The sequence below is a fragment of the Acidobacteriota bacterium genome, from assembly GCA_035529075.1.
Lineage (GTDB): Bacteria > Zixibacteria > MSB-5A5 > GN15 > FEB-12 > DATKXK01.
Genome location: DATKXK010000010.1, coordinates 527,156 through 545,713, shown reverse-complemented (window position 1 = coordinate 545,713; position 18,558 = coordinate 527,156). Strand labels below are relative to the sequence as shown.

Genomic DNA, 18,558 nt, shown 5'->3' with positions numbered 1-18,558 from the left:
CGCGGCCGTCGGCTGATCTACCGAAACGTGCGGCACATATTCGAGCGGTGCGGCCAGCTGGTAGATCCACCGGTTGCACTGGCTCCCCACCAGCTGCGCCGATCGGCAGCCACACACTACTACGAGGACATTGGCAATATCCTGTTGATCCGCAACATCTTGGGGCACGAGGACGTCACCACCACCCAGCAGTATCTCAAGGTCGAGCAGCAGGATGTTCTGCGGTCGTACGAACGGCGGACGCCGGTGTCCGCCCTGAACATATAGTTGAGCGCCGGGGCCGGATCTGTCCAGTCACTCATATCCTTTCCCAGATGTCAGTGACACGGCGTGTTCCACCGGTCCCGGCTGCTGAAAAAAGCTGAAAAAAGAGCTTGACAGGATGTGTGACAATGTGCTTACTTGTAAGTGGAGAGCACAATGCCAAAGCCGAAATCAAGAGATGAACATTTGTCGGTCCGGGTCCCGACGGCTCTGAAGCGCTGGATCGAACGCCAGGCGCACACTGAAGGTCGCAGCATGAGCGACTGGATATGCAGGCAACTGGAGCGGATCCGGAAAGAGGCGCCGTGAATTTTACACTTGACAGGCAACGGACCGGGCCGATATATGTAAATGACAGCAGGACCTTGAGACAGGTGATATCTTCTTTCGTGGGACTCGCGGTAAGTTCCCGCGCCATCGGTAGTAATACCGGGGGGCGGAATCGAACCGCCGACCCCCTGTTCCACAGACAGGTGCTCTAACCATCTGAGCTACCCCGGCATCAACCCTAAACTATACCCAAATACCCGGCCGAGTCAAGAAACTAATCCGAACCCGTTCAGGTCCAGCGAGCCTTCCTGACAGCTGCCGGACATCCACAGGCCGCGGGTTACGTCTTTAGTCGGCAGGAGACCGTGATTCCGTAAACAGGCGGGCTGCATCATAGGTAAGACCGTGCCGCCGTGTACGTGAATGACCCACGCGCGTGTCACGGCAACGAAAAAGCCGGCCATCTCTGACCGGCTCTGCTCGTGCATCGGAATTTCAATTCTTAACAGCCGCAACCACCGTTGCCGCCGATTCCGGCCACCCCGGGATCGACAATTGTCACCAGGTACCCGCTGTCGCCGAAGTCGCCGTTGCGGTCGACATAGTCAATATGTATGGAACCGAACCCGTCCACGAAATCCTTCAGACCTGGATCGATATAGGCGGTAAAGCGGTCCGATTCGAGTTTTTCAAGTTTGTCCACTGACTCTTCCAGAGCCATCCCCAACGAGGGGCCCCCTCAGCCGTATCCCTGGAGGTAGATCACGAGATGGTGGCCGTTGGCATCCTCTAAGTTCAGAAATTCAGAGAGCGCTTTGCCGGCCGGTTCGGTCACTACAAGCATTTTGTTTCCTGTCCTTTCGATTTGCTTTTCTGAATTGGATTCGTTCGACTCAGAATCGATTCAGAAAAAAAGCAGTGCCTCGGCACAAACAGCCCCCACAACATCCCGGGGACTCAAGTTGTTCCCGTTCACCGGGAACCGTCCTGCCCCCGTAAAGATGGGACAGGCCGGGTATGCGGTGTCCCGGCCGTGCGATGCGGGAGCGCACGGGCGCGGCTCAGGAGGAGGTGGCTGGCGGTGAAATCCGGCCTCGCGGCGGGGCGGTTTTGTTCGTAAGAGGTTTTGCGATATTCAGTTGCGGGCTCCGGTGGCGATCTCGGCCGGGGGCCTCGGTTCACGGGCCGGCTGTCCGAGTGTGAGCTTTTTTGACATTTTTTATCCGGAATGGCTTGACAGGCTGGAACTAAAGATATATCATGCACTGCCGATAGGGGAATCGGAGCCTTGGCTCCGGCGGCCCCTAAAGGTGCGCTCAAGAGCGCGTCCGGAACCGTCACAGGGACGGATCGGGGACAGGAAACAGGGCAAAATTGCCCAAAAAAAAGTCTTGACAGGGAACCGGTAGTTCAGTATGCTGTTATGCTTGAGCTGCCGGGCCAGAGAGTCGGGCAGTTTTTTTTCGAGACTATGTTCTTTGACAACTGAATAGCCACGCTGAAGACGGGAAACCGTCGAAGCTCGCATATCGCGGGTCCACGAATCTTATGATTCGGTTGGATTCTTACAAGTGAATACGAACGATATGAACGAGAGTTCGTATCTGTTCGGGATCATGACAAACGTGAATTTGAATATTTACGGAGAGTTTGATCCTGGCTCAGAACGAACGCTGGCGGCGTGCTTAATACATGCAAGTCGTACGAGAAAGTCCGGCTTCGGTTGGACGAGTAAAGTGGCGAACGGGTGAGTAACACGTGGACAATCTGCCCTCGAGTCCGGGATAACCTTCCGAAAGGGAGTGTAATACCGGATGACACCTCATGGTGGCATCACCGCGAGGTCAAAGGCGGGGCAACCTGTCGCTTGGGGATGAGTCCGCGCTCCATTAGCTTGTTGGTAGGGTAACGGCCTACCAAGGCTATGATGGATAGCCGGCCTGAGAGGGTGATCGGCCACACTGGGACTGAGATACGGCCCAGACTCCTACGGGAGGCAGCAGTAGGGAATATTGCGCAATGGACGCAAGTCTGACGCAGCAACGCCGCGTGGGTGATGAAGCTTTTCGGAGTGTAAAACCCTGTCAGTGGGGAAGAACCGTACAGGGAGTAACTGCCCTGTGCCTGACGGTACCCACAGAGGAAGTCCCGGCCAACTCCGTGCCAGCAGCCGCGGTAATACGGGGGGGACAAGCGTTGTTCGGATTTACTGGGCGTAAAGGGCGTGTAGGCGGGTCTTTAAGTCGGATGTGAAAACTGGTGGCTCAACTGCCAGCCTGCATCCGAAACTGCAGACCTTGAGTACGGGAGAGGAGAGCGGAATTCCAGGTGTAGCGGTGAAATGCGTAGATATCTGGAAGAACACCAGTAGCGAAGGCGGCTCTCTGGACCGATACTGACGCTAAAGCGCGAAGGCTTGGGTAGCAAACAGGATTAGATACCCTGGTAGTCCAAGCGGTAAACGATGGGTACTAGGTGTCGGGGGTATCGACCCCTTCGGTGCCGCAGCTAACGCATTAAGTACCCCGCCTGGGGAGTACGATCGCAAGATTGAAACTCAAAGGAATTGACGGGGGCCCGCACAAGCGGTGGAGTATGTGGTTTAATTCGAAGCAACGCGCAGAACCTTACCTGGGTTTGACATGTTTGGGACCGCCGATGAAAGTCGGCTTCCCCTTCGGGGGCCCTTGCACAGGTGCTGCATGGCTGTCGTCAGCTCGTGCCGTGAGGTGTTGGGTTAAGTCCCGCAACGAGCGCAACCCCTGTCCATAGTTGCCATCAGGTTATGCTGGGGACTCTATGGAGACTGCCGGCGACAAGCCGGAGGAAGGTGGGGATGACGTCAAGTCCTCATGGCCCTTACACCCAGGGCTACACACGTACTACAATGGCCGGTACAGTAGGTTGCAATACCGCGAGGTGGAGCCAATCCCCAAAACCGGCCTCAGTTCAGATTGGAGTCTGCAACTCGACTCCATGAAGGAGGAATCGCTAGTAATCGCTGATCAGCAAGCAGCGGTGAATACGTTCCCGGGCCTTGTACACACCGCCCGTCAAGCCACGGAAGTTGGGAGCACCCGAAGTCGCTTGCCTAACCGCAAGGAGGGCGGCGCCGAAGGTGAGATCGACGACTGGGGCTAAGTCGTAACAAGGTAGCCGTAGCGGAAGCTGTGGCTGGATCACCTCCTTTCTAAGGAGCAAGGTGTGTTGGTGCCGTACCGTGGCACCAATCAACCGAGGTCGAGCGATATGCTGATGTTTTTGCGGACTTCCGTTCTTCAGCTGGCTATTTAGTCATAGATAGGGTTACCAACCGGGCGACGGCTGGAAAGTGCATGGGCCTATAGCTCAGTTGGTTAGAGCGCGCGCCTGATAAGCGCGAGGTCAATGGTTCAACTCCATTTAGGCCCATAGAAAGTATTTAGGGGATGTAGCTCAGTTGGGAGAGCGGTGGCTTTGCAAGCCACAGGTCACCGGTTCGATCCCGGTCATCTCCACTTTAGGTAACGAGACTGTAATTTGGCAAGATAGACGGACCGCCCGGCGGTCACTTTGTTCTTTGACAACTTCATAGCATCCGAATATTACACGGATTGTGCATCTTCTAGCAGGCTGCGCAAATGCGCCCTGCAGGAATGTTCTCGAGTAGACTTTTGGTTAAGCTACTAAGGGCACTCGGTGGATGCCTTGGCACCGATAGACGATGAAGGACGTGGTAAGCTGCGAAAAGCTCCGTTTAGCTGCAAACAAGCATTGAGACGGAGATGTCCGAATGGGGTAACCCGGCCGGGGTCATGCCCGGTCATCGCGCGCTGAATACATAGGCGCGCGAGGTGGACGCGGGGAACTGAAACATCTTAGTACCCGCAGGAAAAGAAAACAACCGTGATTCCCTGAGTAGCGGCGAGCGAACGGGGAATAGCCTAAACCGGGTGGCACGTTAAAGCCTGACAGCGTTGTGCCACCGGTGTCGCGGGAATCGACCGGCTTGGTGTCAGTCAAGCCAGGGAGTTACAAATCGCATGTGTAGGTGAAGGATCTGGAACGGTCCGCTGGAAAGGGTGATAGCCCCGTAACCGAAACGCATGCGACTCCCGTCGAACCTCCCAAGTAGGGCGGGACACGTGGAATCTTGCTTGAATTCGCCAGGACCATCTGGCAAGGCTAAATACTAATCGGTGACCGATAGTGAACTAGTACCGTGAGGGAAAGGTGAAAAGTACCCCGGGAGGGGTGTGAAATAGTACCTGAAACCGTGTGCCTACAAGCGGTCGGAGGAAAGGCGCCTCTTCGGAGGCTCCGGACTGACGGCGTGCCTATTGAATAATGATCCGGCGAGTTACTTCTCTGTCGCAAGGCTAAGTGAAATTCTCACGGAGCCGTAGCGAAAGCGAGTCTGAATAGGGCGTTTAGTGGCAGGGAGTAGACCCGAAACCAGGTGATCTATGCATGGCCTGGATGAAAGTCCGGTAAAACGGACTGGAGGTCCGAACGCACCAGTGTTGAAAAACTGGGCGATGAGCTGTGCATAGGGGTGAAAGGCCAATCAAACCTGGAAATAGCTGGTTCTCCCCGAAATGAATTTAGGTTCAGCCTCGGATTGCAGTTTTGCGGAGGTAGAGCACTGGATGGGCTAGGGGCCCCACAAGGCTACCAACCCCAACCAAACTTCGAATGCCGCAAAATGGTGTCCGGGAGTGAGGCAGCGGGGGATAAGCTTCGTTGCCGAGAGGGAAACAACCCAGACCATCAGCTAAGGTCCCCAAGTCATGCTAAGTGGTAAAGGATGTGGAATTACTGATACAGCTAGGATGTTGGCTTAGAAGCAGCCACCATTTAAAGAGTTCGTAACAGATCACTAGTCTAGTGACTCCGCGCCGATAATTCACGGGACTATGCATGGCACCGAAGCTATGGGTTTGTACGCAAGTACAAGCGGTAGGGGAGCATTGTCTTTGGGCTGAAGGCCGGCCGTAAGGCCGGTTGGACCGAAGACAAGTGATTATGTCGGAACGAGTAGCGATAAAGCAGGCGAAAAACCTGCTCACCGAAAGCCTAAGGGTTCCTGGGCAAGGTTAATCCACCCAGGGTTAGTCGGTTCCTAAGGCGAGGTCGAAAGGCGTAGTCGATGGAAAACAGGTTAATATTCCTGTACCGGTGAAGTCGCGTTATCAGCAATGGGGTGACGCAGAAGTGAAGGTCAGACGGGTGATGGTTGTCCCGGTCTAAGCCAGTAGGTGGGGTTCGCAGGCAAATCCACGAGCCTAACACCGAGAGGTGATGGATACGGTCGCTTTAGACCTAAATGACCATAAGCACGCTGCCAAGAAAAACCTCTAGCGAGTTACTTCGCCGTCCGTACCGCAAACCGCCACAGGTAGGCGAGGAGAGAATCCTAAGGTGCTCGGGTGAACTCATGTTAAGGAACTCGGCAAATTGACTCCGTAACTTCGGGATAAGGAGTGCCACTAGTAGGTGAGTAACTTCGCGTTGTAAGCCGAACGTGGCCGCAGAGAATCGGTCGCGGTGACTGTTTACTAAAAACACATGTCTCTGCCAAGTCTCACAAGACGACGTATAGGGACTGATACCTGCCCGGTGCTGGAAGGTTAAGAGGAGACGTCAGCCGCTTCGGTGGTGAAGCGTTCAATCGAAGCCCCAGTAAACGGCGGCCGTAACTATAACGGTCCTAAGGTAGCGAAATTCCTTGTCGGGTAAATTCCGACCTGCACGAATGGTATAACAACTGCGGCACTGTCTCAACATGAGGCCCGGTGAAACTGTAGCAGCGGTGAAGATGCCGTTTACCCGTATCGGGACGGAAAGACCCCGTGAACCTTTACTATAACCTGACATTGGTATTTGGTACTGCGTGTGTAGCATAGGTGGGAGGCGTTGAAGCTGGTCCGCTAGGATCGGTGGAGCCACCGGTGAAATACCACCCTCGTGCTATCGGGTATCTAACCTTGAGCCTTGAATCAGGTTCAGGAACAGTATCAGGTGGGTAGTTTAACTGGGGCGGTTGCCTCCCAAATTGTAACGGAGGCGCGCAAAGGTTCCCTCAAGCCGGTTGGTAATCGGCTGCAGAGCGTAAAGGTATAAGGGAGCTTAACTGCGAGACGGACACGTCGAGCAGGTGCGAAAGCAGGTCTTAGTGATCCGGCGGTTGTGCATGGAAATGCCGTCGCTCAACGGATAAAAGGTACTCCGGGGATAACAGGCTTATCTCCTCCGAGAGTCCATATCGACGAGGGGGTTTGGCACCTCGATGTCGGCTCATCACATCCTGGGGCTGGAGAAGGTCCCAAGGGTTTGGCTGTTCGCCAATTAAAGTGGTACGTGAGCTGGGTTTAGAACGTCGTGAGACAGTTCGGTCCCTATCTGATACGGGCGTAGGAGATTTGAGGAGAGTTGACTCTAGTACGAGAGGACCGAGTCGAACCAACCTCCGGTGCACCTGTTGTGGCGCCAGCCGCATCGCAGGGTAGCTGCGTTGGGAAGGGATAAGTGCTGAAAGCATCTAAGTACCAAGCCCACTCCAAGACTAGATCTCCCAGACTTCGGTCTCTGAAGACCCCTGGAAGAGAACCAGGTTGATAGGCCACAGATGTACGCGCAGTAATGCGTTCAGTCGAGTGGTACTAATCGGTCGTGAGGCTTAACCATTTAAATTTACTCAACGAGCATTTCTCGGGCGCCTTGCGCCGCCTGTTAGAAGATGTCCGTGTTCATTCCGAATGCTGTGAAATTGAATTTCCGGTGGTGATAGCGACGGGGAAACACCTGTTCCCATTCCGAACACAGAAGTTAAGCCCGTCCACGTCGATGGTACTGCACTGGAGACGGTGTGGGAGAGTAGAGCGCTGCCGGGAGTAAATAGATGACCCCCGCGCCCTTGTGGCGCGGGGGTTTTTTTGCTGTCCAGCGCTTGCACGGGCAGGGCATGGTCTGCCTTGCGTTTCCGAATAAGCTTGAATCCCGCCGCCGTGGGCCGGCTGAAGAACCAACCGTGAAACAAAAGTGAAATGCTGTCGTAAGACGATATCTATAAGCACTGTTTCTTGACCTGTAAAGACTGTTGGTCCGCTTTCAATCCGGACAGCGGTCTTGCGAGGTTGGTTTAGAACGATGATCCTCTAAGATAATATCTTCACTGTGACCACAGCATGCAGCCGAGTGTCGGCTGCTGCCAGTCGCTCCGTCCCCGCCGAACGGTGACCTCCCCTGATAGCTCTGACCGAGGACAGGAGAAGGTCCGGTCACGGTCTGCCCGGGCTTTATTGGAACTGACATGAAAGGACTTCGTATGGATTATTCGAATTACTTCTGGCAGGGCGATAAGGTAAGACTGCGCCCGTTGAGAGTGGACGACGCCGAGCAGCGTTTCGTAGAGTCCCTTGACAGCCCTTCCAGACAGTCGCTTCAACTGGGGACCGAGTTGCCGACCTCGACAGAAATGCTGAGAGAATTCCTGGCTAAGTATGCCGACTGCAAAGACGTGGATGGTACGATTATATTCGCCGTCGAAACCCACGAAGGAGTTGACGTCGGAGGCATCTCACTGCACGGGAGGCACATGAAAAACGGTACCTTCAGCCTGGGACTTACCATCGGCAGACCCCACAGAATGAAAGGCTATGCTGAAGACGCCGCCCGCATCCTGCTGCGGTATTGTTTTCATGAACAGCGGTATCAGAAGTGCAATTCCGCCTGCATACATACCAATGAAGCCTCGATCAAACTGCATGAGAAGCTGGGCTTCCTCGGTGAAGGCAGGCGCAGGAGACACCTGTTCTTTAATGGTCAGTACTACGATTCCGTCCTGTTCGGTCTGACCAGAGAGGAATTTGACGAGAACGACAGCCGCTGACCCGATACCGCCGCCGGCTCCGGCGGCAGGGTGGACAGCGGCCCGGACAACTGCCAGGCAACCTAAGTCGGGTTCCGGCTGACTGCAGGCCGGGAGAAACCCGAAATCACCAGGGCAGGAGCCTCGTGCTCCTGCCTGCTCTGTATCTCGTTCTCTGTCGGGCTCACCGCCCCGGCCACCTGATTCTCCGCCTTTTAAAGGTCGGCTCTCGGTTCGAGATCGTCCTGAATCTCTCAGGCCGGCAGCGGAATCATCGCGGGCACTGGACATCGTATAGAAAACCGGCGATATTGGGTATACCGAATCAAAGACAGCATAAGGAGATATGTAGAATGACCGGATTGGTGAAACAGTCAACTGTCGGCGCGGCAGTGTTGATCCTTATGGCCCTGGTCGCCTGCGCGGCACAGCAAACGAATGAGAACGGCGCAGTCAGTGGCGAGCTGGGCGGACGGCTCGATGAGTATCTGACGCGGATCACCCCGTTCGGCTTCTCAGGGGCGGTACTGGTAGCCAAAGACGGGGAGATCATTCTCAACAAGGGGTATGGCCTGGCGATTCGTTCTGAGAGCGCTCCCAACACGGCCGCTACCGTCTTTAGCACCGGGTCGATAACAAAGCAGTTCACCGCCGCCGCCGTCGTGAAACTGGAGATGCAGGGCAAGCTGAAAACCGAGGACTTCATCGGCAAATACTTTGAAAGCGTGCCGGAAGACAAAACGGGTATCACGCTTCATCACCTGTTGACCCACACCGCCGGCCTCGTTGTCAGCACTGGCCGCGATTACGAACAAGCGGGACGGGATGAGGTCGTTAGGCGGGCGCTGTCCGGGCCGGTCGGTTTCCGGCCGGGGGAGAGGTTCGAGTACACCAACACCGGGTACTCGCTGCTGGCGGCCATCGTCGAAATCGTGTCCGGCCAGCCGTACGAGCAGTTCCTGAGCGAACAGTTCTTTACACCGGCGGGGATGACGCACACCGGCTACCGACTGCCGAAGTGGGAAGACAACGTGGTAGCCCACTGGTATGTCGGTGAAACGGACAACGGAACCCCGCTGGAGAAACCTTACCCGTACTGGAATCTGCTCGGCAACGGCGGCATTCTTTCAACCACCGGGGATATGTACCGGTGGCACCTGGCCCTGCTGAGCGACAAGATACTCTCAAAACAGGCCAGGGAGAAGCTGTTCACTCCGTCTCGCAACGAATATGCCTACGGCTGGGACGTGCTGGATTCGCCGTTCGGTACGCTCATCCAGCACAACGGCGGCAGTATGCTCGGTAACAGTGCCGAGGTCCGGCGGTACATCGACTCAAACGTCGTAACCATTCTGTTCTGCAACCAGGCGTTCCAGGGCCGGGCACTCCTCAATCCGGTCAGAGACAGAATCGAGAGGCTGGCGTTCGGCGGCAGCGTCACGCTGCCGCCTGCAATCAACGGGGACGGTTCCGTCGACCTGCAGGATTATGCCGGGACCTACGAACTTCCATCGGGCGGCCGGTTGACAGGACGGGTCGAGACCGGATGGTTGACAATTACGCCTCAGGGACAGGATGCCCTCGATGTGATGGCCTACGGGGATACGTCCGGCGTTCAGGAACGTAAAAAGCTGAACGATCAGGCCGTGGCCGTTTTCAGGGGGATGATTCAGGGAGACTATGAACCGTTCAAGCAAGCGTCCATGCGACCGCAGGAGCGGGTCGGGTCGGTACGCCAGCTCGTGGACGGGCGCCTCGCGGCCTACCGGGACCGGATCGGGGCCATAACGGACGTCGTCGCCGTCGGTACCTTTCCGTCGGGCTATGAAGCTAATGCCGCTGAAACGGTGGTCGAGCTGAGGGGTGAAAAAGAAAGTATCTATTTTCTCATGGTCTGGCGTGAAGGCAAGAACATCGGCGTCGCCCCCGCCATGCCCAGCCCTCCCCTGGAGATACCGTTTCTGCCGATGTCCGAAACCCGGTTTGCCGGCTACCACCTGGGGATGGCTGAGAACCTGGAGGTCGACTTCGACCTCGATCAATCCGGTGCGGCGACGGCAATGAGAATCGGAGGTCTGGCCGCCGACAGACTCGCGGAGCAGACGGACTGACGGCTACGGTTGTACAAGTCCCGGGCCTTAATCCAGCGGATTGCGGGGCGCGGGGGAGAGCGGCTCCGGTTCGCTCGTGAAGCCGCTGATGGCGGGCTGCTCGGGTGCAAACAGGCGGGGCGTATTCAGATAATACGTTACGTGTCCCTGGTTGGGTGCCCAGTCCCAGGTAGACGGCAGGAGGACGTTGGCTGTGACGATATCAAGTGAATCCTCCAGGTCGGTCATCTGCGAACGGTAAATGCCTATCTCGAATATGTTGGTGTCGTTGGCGATGGATCGATAGGCGAATCCGCTGGGGCCGTGGATTGACTGCCAGCTTGAGAGAAGCCCGTTGTACCTGGCGAGGCTGTCACCGTGGTTGCCGATTACCACGCGGTACTCGGCGCCGATATCGTTGATCAGGATAGTCTGGCCGAAGACAGCCGTGTCACCGGTCAACCGATCACGGTCCACGTCGAAAAAGAACGCCACGTCGATCCCCTCGGTCGCCGAACGGTAATCGGCCCAGTTACCGTTGGTCTCAACGCGAAACTCGAGAGTCTCATCGCTGCTGCGTACCCACACGTTTTTGATATCGCGGGCGTGCGGCTCATCCCCGTCGGTGGCCAGGAGCCGCCAGAGATGACTGACCAGTACGGTATCGGTGGAGGTGCTGTTGCCGGCGGTATCAAAGGCCACCGCATATACCGTGTGCTCGCCGGCGATCTCGAGAGCCGAGAGATCCCACGCATACTCGTACGGCGCCGCTACATCCCCGCCCGGCACGACCAGAGTATGATCGATGAAAATCTCAACGCGTGATACGCCGATGTTGTCGGTCGCGTCGGCCTGGATCGTGAGCGTATCACCCACTATCGCCCCGTCCTGCGGGCGGCTGAGCGTAATCTGGGGCGGCTCGAGGTCGGCGGTAGCGGAATCCAGCACGGCCCTGAACGTCCATGAGAAATCGGACGCCATGGCGTTTCCGGCTTTATCCCTGATGCCTGTCGTTATGATGGCGGTGAAATGCACGGCCGAATCGAGATCAGCGTCCGGGGTGAAAACGGCCGTGGAATCGGCGTAACTGAGTGTGCCCGTGACGCCCGGGCTAACGAAAAACGAGGCCGGTGTCAGTGAAGCGGGGTTGATCTTCTCCGAGAACGAAGCGGTGATAACGGCGTTCAAGGGCACCTGGACGGCACCATCGGAGGGAAACGTGCTGATGACCGCAGGCGGCGTGCTGTCCGTCTCCGGGCCGGTGCCGTTGTCGTCACCGCCGCAGGAACCAAGAATGGATGCAGCCAGTATCAAGCAGAGCAGCGAAGAGAATTTGCCAATAGACATTGTAAACAGCCTTCAATCCGGTCTCAGGGAGCCTGCGCCCGCCGGTGACCCGGTAAACCCTGTCGACGGGTCTTAAACACGTCGGGCCCAAGATAGGTTTCCCCCGAAGGTCAGGTCAACCGGCAATCGCGTTTCCGGCCGGGGCACTGGAGCTTTTTCGCTTGCAGGAACGACGGTTAACCCTTAGAATCGTTGTCGGCTCGGCCGGCCGGGCCAGGGACCATCACAGGTAGAGTCTCAGCAAAAAAGGAGCCCGAACCACTGGTCAAGAACCCCCGATCAAGCAAAGGCCGAATCCACCGGCACGCCGACCTTGCCGCCCCGGTGAGCGTCCTGGACGATAGTGCTCTGTTCGCCTTGCTTGGCAGGCTGGACAAGCCGCCGTTTCTGCTGATTCTGGACCATGTGCAGGATCCTCACAATCTGGGCGCCTGCCTTCGTTCGGCCGATGCAGCCGGGGTGGACGCGGTGATCACCCCAAAAGACCGCTCCGTCTCGCTGACTGAGACAGTTCTGCTCGTGGCCTGTGGTGCCGCCGAAAGCATCCCTTTCGTGCAAGTGACCAACCTGGCTCGGACTATGCGGCAACTCAAGGAATCCGGGATCTGGATAATCGGAACGGCCGACCAGGCAGACAAGAGCCTGTACGAGACCGACCTGACCGGGCCGCTTGCTCTGGCCATGGGTTCAGAAGGCAAGGGATTGCGCCGGCTTACGCGCGAGCTTTGCGACTTCCTGGTGTCGCTTCCTATGGCCGGTCGCGTGGAAAGCCTCAATGTCTCTGTGGCGACCGGCATATGCCTCTTTGAAGCCGTCCGTCAGAGGCGGGTTTCAGACAATCAACGGTGACCTTATGAACCGGCCCCCGCCGGAACAATCTCCGACGGGGGCTGAACGATTTCCGATCGAGACAGGCTCAGGGGCCGCTTGACTGGTAGTCATATGAAATATATCGGGACTATTTCCGGAGTCAACGGAATTTGGCCGCTCAATGGCCGGAGCTTGCCCGGCCTTTGCTCTGCGACGCGCCAACTCTTTTTGAACTAAGCCGCCGTTTTCGCTGTTTCACCGTAATACCTCAACAGAAGGAAAGGCCATACTGTGAAGCCAATCTTGATTGCCGGCACCGTTATAGTCAATCTTGCACTGATCGCATATACCGTGGGCATCGTCAACGCGCAAAGACGGCGGCTGGTCAGCGCGGGAGTGCTCGCGTTTCTGACCGCGGGAGTCGCGTTTGACGTCACCGCGACGATCTTTATGATCATCGGTTCCACCGGCAGTGCTTTTTCGCTGCATGGCATTCTCGGCTATTCATCCCTGACCGGCATGGTCATCGATACCGCGCTGGCCTGGCGGCACCGGCTTACGGCAGGGAATCGGGCCGTATCGTCCTGGTTTCACCGCTACTCCCGCTTGGCCTATATCTGGTGGATACTGGCCTACGTGACCGGGGCGCTGCTGGTCTTTGTATTCCGGGGATAGCATTTTTCGCTTTTACCATCGATGGAAATTACTTAGTTTTAAGCAGGTTGTGCCGCCACGTTGCATACCGGCGACGGTCCCGGAACCGCAGTCCGACCGCGATGTGACAGGCATATAGTCTTCTACGCAAATCACCACAGTTTAATCGGAGGTTATACATGGTGAATCGAATTGTGCTTGCAGTAACGGCGGTTCTGGCTATGGCCTCAATGTCCAGCGCTGCTGACTGGGAGGTCGATCGGGCCCACTCATCGGTGAATTTCGAAGTGGGGCACCTGGTGATTTCCAACACTCGTGGCCACTTCTCTGATTTCACCGGCACTCTCGCACTTGAGCCTGGGGCAATGGAAAAGGGCAGTGTCGAGTTCTCCGTCGACGTGGCGTCGGTAAATACAGGCGACGAGGCTCGCGACAAACACCTTCGCTCCGCGGATTTCCTGGACGTGGAAAACCACGCTACGATGAAGTTCAAATCCGGAAAGGTCATTATGGGAGAGGACGGCAAATTCGAGCTTGTCGGCGACCTCACCATTCGCGGCGTCACCAAGGAAGTCACCTTTGACTGCCAATTACATGGTGTGATCAAGGACCCGGGGGGAAAGACCAGGGCCGGATTCAGTGCGGCGACAACGATCAACCGTCAGGATTTCAACGTCTCGTGGTCCAAGACTCTTGATGCCGGTGGTCTGGTGGTCGGTAACGACGTGGATATCGCCATCGAGACCGAGTTTGTGCAGGCAGACTGAAGATCAACTGATTCTCCGCAAGCCCGCATACGTCGCGTAGGCGGGCTTTTTTACGTCTGAAAAAGCGCGCCGCATTCACCTGTCTCTCGTCCGGCCCCGAGAACCTGCCGATCTTCAAACGGATTGACAAAGTCCCGGCATTTTGGTATAGTTGTTAGCTCGCAGCCTGTAGGCTACCATCCGGGTCACTGTTACCCGTGAAATCAGATACTGGAGGTCGTTTGGTGAAGGACTATACCACCGATAATGTTCGTAATCTCTGTCTGGCCGGACAACGGGGCTGTGGCAAGACCAGTCTTGCCGATGCCATAGCATTTTGCGCCGGGGCGAACAACCGGATCGGGAGCGTCGATGACGGATCCTCTCTGCTTGACTACACCGATGCCGAGATAAGCAGAAAAACGTCGATCGCGTCGAAACTACTGGCTTTCGAGTGGAAGAAGCTCAAACTGAACCTGCTGGACTGCCCCGGTCACCCGGATTTCGTCGGGGGGCTGCTTTCCAGCATCCATGTTTCGGACTCGGTGGGCATGGTCATCGACTCCGTTGCGGGCGTCGAGATCGGAACCCAGTTGCAGTGGCGCATGCTGCCCGATAACAGGCCGGCGCGGTTCTTTTTTGTCAACAAGATGGAAAAGGAAAACGCCAACTGGAACAACAGTCTCGAATCAATCAAGTCGACCTTCGGCAAAGGCGCCGTGGCTGTCCAACTCCCCATAGGTCAGGCCGAGAGCTTCAACGGGCTCGTGGATCTCCTGCACATGAAAGCCTACAAATTCGATACCGGCGGCGAGCGCACCGAAACCGAGATTCCGGAAGACCTCAAGGATCGGGCCCAGGCCGAGCGCGAGAGCCTCATTGAGGTAGCCGCCGAGGCTGATGACAGCCTGATGGAGAAGTTCTTCGACGAAGGTACTCTCTCTCATGAGGATATCGTCAGGGGGCTGCGCCTGGGAATCGCCCGAGGGACGCTCTTCCCCGTCCTGTGCGGGTCCGCACTGGGGAATGTCGGGGTTAAAGTATTGCTCGACTTCATAGCTGAATACCTCCCGTCGTTCAATCAGATGCCGCCACTGAAGGCGAGCAAAAGCGGGACTGATAAGGAAGTGGAACTTTCACCCGACCCCGCAGCCGGTACCGTAGCATACGTATTCAAGACGGTCTCTGAGGGCCATCTCGGCGAGATGACGTTCTTTCGCACCATCTGCGGAACGGCCAGGCCCGGCACTGATCTGGCCAACCAGCAGACCAGGACCAACGAGCGCATTGCTCAGATCTACTCCTTCCAGGGCAGAAACCGCATAGAGATATCGGTGGTGCCGGCCGGAGATATCGGCGTCGTGGTCAAGTTGAAAAATACGCATACCGGTGACACTCTTGCCGAAAAGGGTCTGTCCGTTACGGTGGGCGGAGTCGCCTACCCCAATCCGGTCATGGACATGGCCGTGACGTCAAAATCCAAGGGTGACGAGGACAAAATCTCCGCCGGGCTGAGCAAACTCAAAGAAGAGGATCCGACCTTCCGGCTCGTGGCCGACCCCGCGCTCAAACAGCAGGTACTGTACGCGCAGGGTTCAATGCAAATTGACTTCATCATGGAGAGGCTCAAGACGCGGTTCGGTGTCGAAGCAGAGTTGACCAGGCCGAAAATCCCGTACCGAGAAACGGTTCGAGGAAAGACGGAAAACCAGTACCGGCACAAGAAACAGACCGGCGGGCGCGGCCAGTACGGTGACGTACACCTGCGGATTGAAGCGCTCAAACGTGGCGGTGGGTTCGAGTTTGTCGACCAGGTCAAGGGCGGTGTGATCCCGAACAAATACATACCGGCCGTCGAAAAAGGAATCGTGGAGGCCATGCAGCACGGCGGCCTGGCCAAGGCACCCGTGGTCGACGTCAGAGTGGCCCTGTTTTTCGGCTCGTACCACGACGTTGATTCCTCTGACATGGCGTTCAAGATTGCCGGGCTGATGGCGTTTAAGGAAGGGTTTATGCAGTGCAACCCGGTTCTGCTCGAGCCGATCTACAGCCTGGAGGTGCTGGTGCCCGATGAATTCACCGGCGATGTCATGGGTGATCTGTCTTCGCGCCGGGCAAAGATCGCGGGGATGGATCCCGAGGGACGCTATCAGCGCATCCGCGCGTCTGTACCGCAGGCGGAACTCTACCAGTACTCGGTGGACCTGCGCTCAATGACGCAGGGACAGGGAGTCTTCACCATGGAGTTCGCTCGTTACGAGGAAGTGCCTCATGAGCAGACCCAGAAGATCATAGCCCAGGCCAAGGCCGACCAGGAGGCCGAGAACAAGTAGCGCTCTGCGCTATCGGCGATCCGAAGCACGGCGGGCCCGAGACCGGGCCCGCCTTTTTTTGGAGCCGCTCGGCTAAAAAGCGGCAGAGGGCCCGAATGAGCAGTGATTTGTTATTGACAGATGAACAGATGGGCAGTAGTTTGGCAGCGTGACCAAGGCCCGAAAACGAGAGGTACGTATGTGAAGGAAAAACTTACCGACCGGCAGCGAGCGATTTTCGAGCACATTCGCGACCAGATTGTCCGGCGGGGACAGCCGCCCACGATCCGTGAGATCGGAGAGGCCTTCGCTATTCGATCCACTAACGGCGTCCGGGCGCACCTTTCGGCGCTGATCAGAAAAGGGTACATCAAGAAGGAGGAGTACATATCGCGCGGGATCGAGCTGACCCGGGAGTTTGCCCGCGACATCGTGCGTGTCCCCCTTGTGGGTTCAGTCCCGGCCGGCGTTCCCATCGACGCCGTCGAGAACGTGGAATCTGAATTCGCGCTGGATCAGTCCTTTCTGCCAAGAGGGGAGATCTTCAGCCTGAAAGTCACGGGCGATTCCATGAAAAACGCGGGTATTCTCGATGGTGATGTCGTAGTGGTGAAGAAGCAGCCGACCGCCCAAAGGGGCAACATCATCGTGGCCGTCATGAACGGCGAAGCGACTGTCAAGAGGTTCTTTCCTCAGGCCAAGAAGATAAGACTACAGCCGGAGAACGACGATTTTCAGCCGATCATCGTCAGCAGGCGCACCGGCGATTTCAAGATCGTCGGCCGGGTGGTGGGCCTGCTCAGGCGTATCAGGTAGGCCCGCTGCGCGGTCGTTCAGGCCGGTCTTTGTGACGCGCACGGGCAGGGGAGATTCATCCGTTTTGAGTTGACAAGCCGGCCGTTTTAGGTTAATTCTTGGTCGGCCCGTACCGAAGGATATCAGGTAAGCCACCGTAGCTCAGCTGGTAGAGCAATTGATTCGTAATCAATAGGTCAGCGGTTCGATCCCGCTCGGTGGCTTTTCTTTATGACCCAACGACTTGCCTCACCACCCCCACCGACAAGCCCTCGCGATTTGGCACGGTAAGTTATTCAGCCGCAGCGCTACGTGCGTCAAAGTGTGCGATAATGACCTAAGGGCAGGGTTGCAGGGGGGACGTCTCGGCGGACACGAAAAGATACACAATCAGGTAGGTCACATCCCCGATGTCGACGACGCCGTCGCCCGAACCGTCCACGTTGGCCTCGTCGAGGCAGGACGGTTCCGTTTTGCTGATGAACAGGTAGTCGATCAGGTCGGTCAGGTCACCGATATCGACCACACCGTCGGGGGATGCATCCACGTTTCCGGTGTTCCCCTCACAGCAGGTGGTATGCAGGTTGACAAAGCCCTTCTCGAATTGCGGGACGAAGGAGAGCACGTCAGCGTTGGTGAAGAAGGTTGCATGTACGATCAGGTCGATGATAACCGTCGTGGTATCGAAAGCGACCACCTGCGGTTCCGTGCCCTCCGGACAGGACAGGTACAGGTTACCCAGGAGTCCTTCGCCGAACGAAATCAGGCCTTCGTCGGACTGGAATGCGAATATCGTCAGGGTAGTGTCGTCGAAGGTAGTCCAGCCTTTCAACTGGATGTACTCAATCTTGCTGCCGGTGAATGAGAACGAGTCTATTACGAGGTCCGGCGAGTCGTAGGCCAGGGTGACCTCGACAGCGGCCAGCGGTTGGTCGTTACAGAAACTGACGGTCAGCACGGCCGATTCGGGTATGGTGACGCTGACCGAGTCGACAAACACGGTATCAGAGAAGCCGGGATCGTCAATAATAACCCGACCAAGGACGGCCGGCGGCTCCAGAAACAGAAGCGCGCAGACAACTGACAGAAACCGATAGGGACTTTTCATATACCATTGAGCGCAGGAACTTCGCTGGTACCTGTCGGCGGGTATCCGGGACACTCGCGTAATGTCTGTTCAGGTCACCGCTTAAGCGGCAACCGGCATTTCACTTGTAATATAGTGAAAAAGAGACAATTCGCAAGAGGCTGGGTCGGGGAGGCTAACATACATGACCCGGCCCGCGTGGACCGGGTCAAAGGTACTACCACCTTGTCCCAAACAATGTGGTACCGTGCTAACCTGCCGAAGCAGGTTATCTTGTGCCCCGGCAGCGTGCTGCTGCCCGGCATTCATTGCTCGATCCGATCGGCCGGCAAAA

11 protein-coding genes, 4 tRNA genes, 3 rRNA genes and 1 pseudogene are annotated in these 18,558 nt (G+C 56.8%); 15 read left to right on the top strand and 4 right to left on the bottom strand.

Features of this window, described 5'->3' with window-relative positions:
* Nucleotides 1–267 (top strand): site-specific integrase (locus VMY05_05575; GenBank protein ID HUV30539.1); only part of this gene is annotated, 267 nt, incomplete at its 5' end.
* A gap of 153 nt (nt 268–420) precedes the next feature.
* On the top strand, nt 421–573 hold the full coding sequence (locus VMY05_05570; GenBank protein ID HUV30538.1) for a hypothetical protein: 153 nt from the start codon (nt 421–423) through the stop codon (nt 571–573).
* A 118-nt stretch (nt 574–691) separates the two neighbouring features.
* Here the strand turns inward: VMY05_05570 and VMY05_05565 are convergent.
* Both VMY05_05565 and VMY05_05560 read right to left on the bottom strand, forming a co-directional pair.
* A tRNA-His gene (locus tag VMY05_05565) sits at nt 692–765 on the bottom strand.
* A 271-nt stretch (nt 766–1,036) separates the two neighbouring features.
* Nucleotides 1,037–1,237, bottom strand: coding sequence for a hypothetical protein (locus VMY05_05560; protein HUV30537.1), 201 nt, complete (start codon nt 1,235–1,237; stop codon nt 1,037–1,039).
* Nucleotides 1,238–2,172: 935 nt separating this feature from the next.
* On the opposite strand from VMY05_05560, the gene VMY05_05555 reads away from it, so the two are divergent.
* The 7 genes from VMY05_05555 to VMY05_05525 all read left to right on the top strand — a co-directional run bounded on the left by VMY05_05555 (nt 2,173) and on the right by VMY05_05525 (nt 10,494).
* Nucleotides 2,173–3,724, top strand: a 16S ribosomal RNA gene (locus VMY05_05555).
* A 147-nt stretch (nt 3,725–3,871) separates the two neighbouring features.
* Nucleotides 3,872–3,945, top strand: a tRNA-Ile gene (locus VMY05_05550).
* A gap of 13 nt (nt 3,946–3,958) precedes the next feature.
* Nucleotides 3,959–4,031, top strand: a tRNA-Ala gene (locus VMY05_05545).
* A 158-nt stretch (nt 4,032–4,189) separates the two neighbouring features.
* A 23S ribosomal RNA gene (locus tag VMY05_05540) occupies nt 4,190–7,200 on the top strand.
* Nucleotides 7,201–7,289: 89 nt separating this feature from the next.
* Nucleotides 7,290–7,406: ribosomal RNA gene (rrf, locus tag VMY05_05535) — 5S ribosomal RNA — on the top strand.
* Together the 16S, 23S and 5S rRNA genes with 2 tRNA genes alongside form the textbook arrangement of a ribosomal RNA operon.
* Before the next feature lie 434 nt (nt 7,407–7,840).
* A complete protein-coding gene (locus tag VMY05_05530; GenBank protein HUV30536.1) occupies nt 7,841–8,404 on the top strand; it encodes a GNAT family protein in 564 nt (187 codons plus the stop codon).
* Between the two features lie 332 nt (nt 8,405–8,736).
* Nucleotides 8,737–10,494, top strand: a complete 1,758-nt coding sequence (locus VMY05_05525) for a serine hydrolase domain-containing protein (GenBank protein HUV30535.1) — start codon at nt 8,737–8,739, stop codon at nt 10,492–10,494.
* 27 nt (nt 10,495–10,521) lie between these two features.
* On the opposite strand, the gene VMY05_05520 is transcribed toward VMY05_05525, so the two are convergent.
* Nucleotides 10,522–11,820: an Ig-like domain-containing protein gene (locus tag VMY05_05520; protein ID HUV30534.1), complete on the bottom strand. Its 1,299-nt coding sequence runs from the start codon at nt 11,818–11,820 to the stop codon at nt 10,522–10,524.
* Nucleotides 11,821–12,177: 357 nt separating this feature from the next.
* On the opposite strand from VMY05_05520, the pseudogene rlmB reads away from it, so the two are divergent.
* The 6 genes and pseudogenes from rlmB (at nt 12,178) to VMY05_05490 (ending at nt 17,361) form a co-directional block, all read left to right on the top strand.
* A pseudogene (gene rlmB / locus VMY05_05515) lies at nt 12,178–12,669 on the top strand (23S rRNA (guanosine(2251)-2'-O)-methyltransferase RlmB).
* A 252-nt stretch (nt 12,670–12,921) separates the two neighbouring features.
* Nucleotides 12,922–13,305 (top strand): hypothetical protein, encoded by a 384-nt coding sequence (locus VMY05_05510; protein HUV30533.1) that lies wholly within the window; start codon nt 12,922–12,924, stop codon nt 13,303–13,305.
* A gap of 158 nt (nt 13,306–13,463) precedes the next feature.
* A complete protein-coding gene (locus VMY05_05505) occupies nt 13,464–14,051 on the top strand; it encodes a YceI family protein (protein ID HUV30532.1) in 588 nt (195 codons plus the stop codon).
* Between the two features lie 224 nt (nt 14,052–14,275).
* Nucleotides 14,276–16,363, top strand: coding sequence for an elongation factor G (gene fusA / locus VMY05_05500; GenBank protein HUV30531.1), 2,088 nt, complete (start codon nt 14,276–14,278; stop codon nt 16,361–16,363).
* A 180-nt stretch (nt 16,364–16,543) separates the two neighbouring features.
* The gene (gene lexA / locus VMY05_05495) at nt 16,544–17,158 is read left to right on the top strand and encodes a transcriptional repressor LexA (GenBank protein ID HUV30530.1); all 615 of its coding nucleotides are present in this window, start codon (nt 16,544–16,546) and stop codon (nt 17,156–17,158) included.
* A gap of 130 nt (nt 17,159–17,288) precedes the next feature.
* Nucleotides 17,289–17,361, top strand: a tRNA-Thr gene (locus VMY05_05490).
* Nucleotides 17,362–17,474: 113 nt separating this feature from the next.
* Here the strand turns inward: VMY05_05490 and VMY05_05485 are convergent.
* Nucleotides 17,475–18,245 (bottom strand): hypothetical protein, encoded by a 771-nt coding sequence (locus VMY05_05485; GenBank protein ID HUV30529.1) that lies wholly within the window; start codon nt 18,243–18,245, stop codon nt 17,475–17,477.
* Between the last annotated feature and the right edge of the window lie 313 nt (nt 18,246–18,558).

Bases quoted from the DNA above. Each gene is read 5' to 3' on its own strand.
- VMY05_05505 (HUV30532.1), top strand. From the start codon at position 13,464: ATGGTGAATCGAATTGTGCTTGCAGTAACGGCGGTTCTGGCTATGGCC.
- VMY05_05530 (HUV30536.1), top strand. From the start codon at position 7,841: ATGGATTATTCGAATTACTTCTGGCAGGGCGATAAGGTAAGACTGCGC.
- VMY05_05520 (HUV30534.1), bottom strand. From the start codon at position 11,820: ATGTCTATTGGCAAATTCTCTTCGCTGCTCTGCTTGATACTGGCTGCA.
- VMY05_05570 (HUV30538.1), top strand. From the start codon at position 421: ATGCCAAAGCCGAAATCAAGAGATGAACATTTGTCGGTCCGGGTCCCG.
- VMY05_05485 (HUV30529.1), bottom strand. From the start codon at position 18,245: ATGAAAAGTCCCTATCGGTTTCTGTCAGTTGTCTGCGCGCTTCTGTTT.
- VMY05_05525 (HUV30535.1), top strand. From the start codon at position 8,737: ATGACCGGATTGGTGAAACAGTCAACTGTCGGCGCGGCAGTGTTGATC.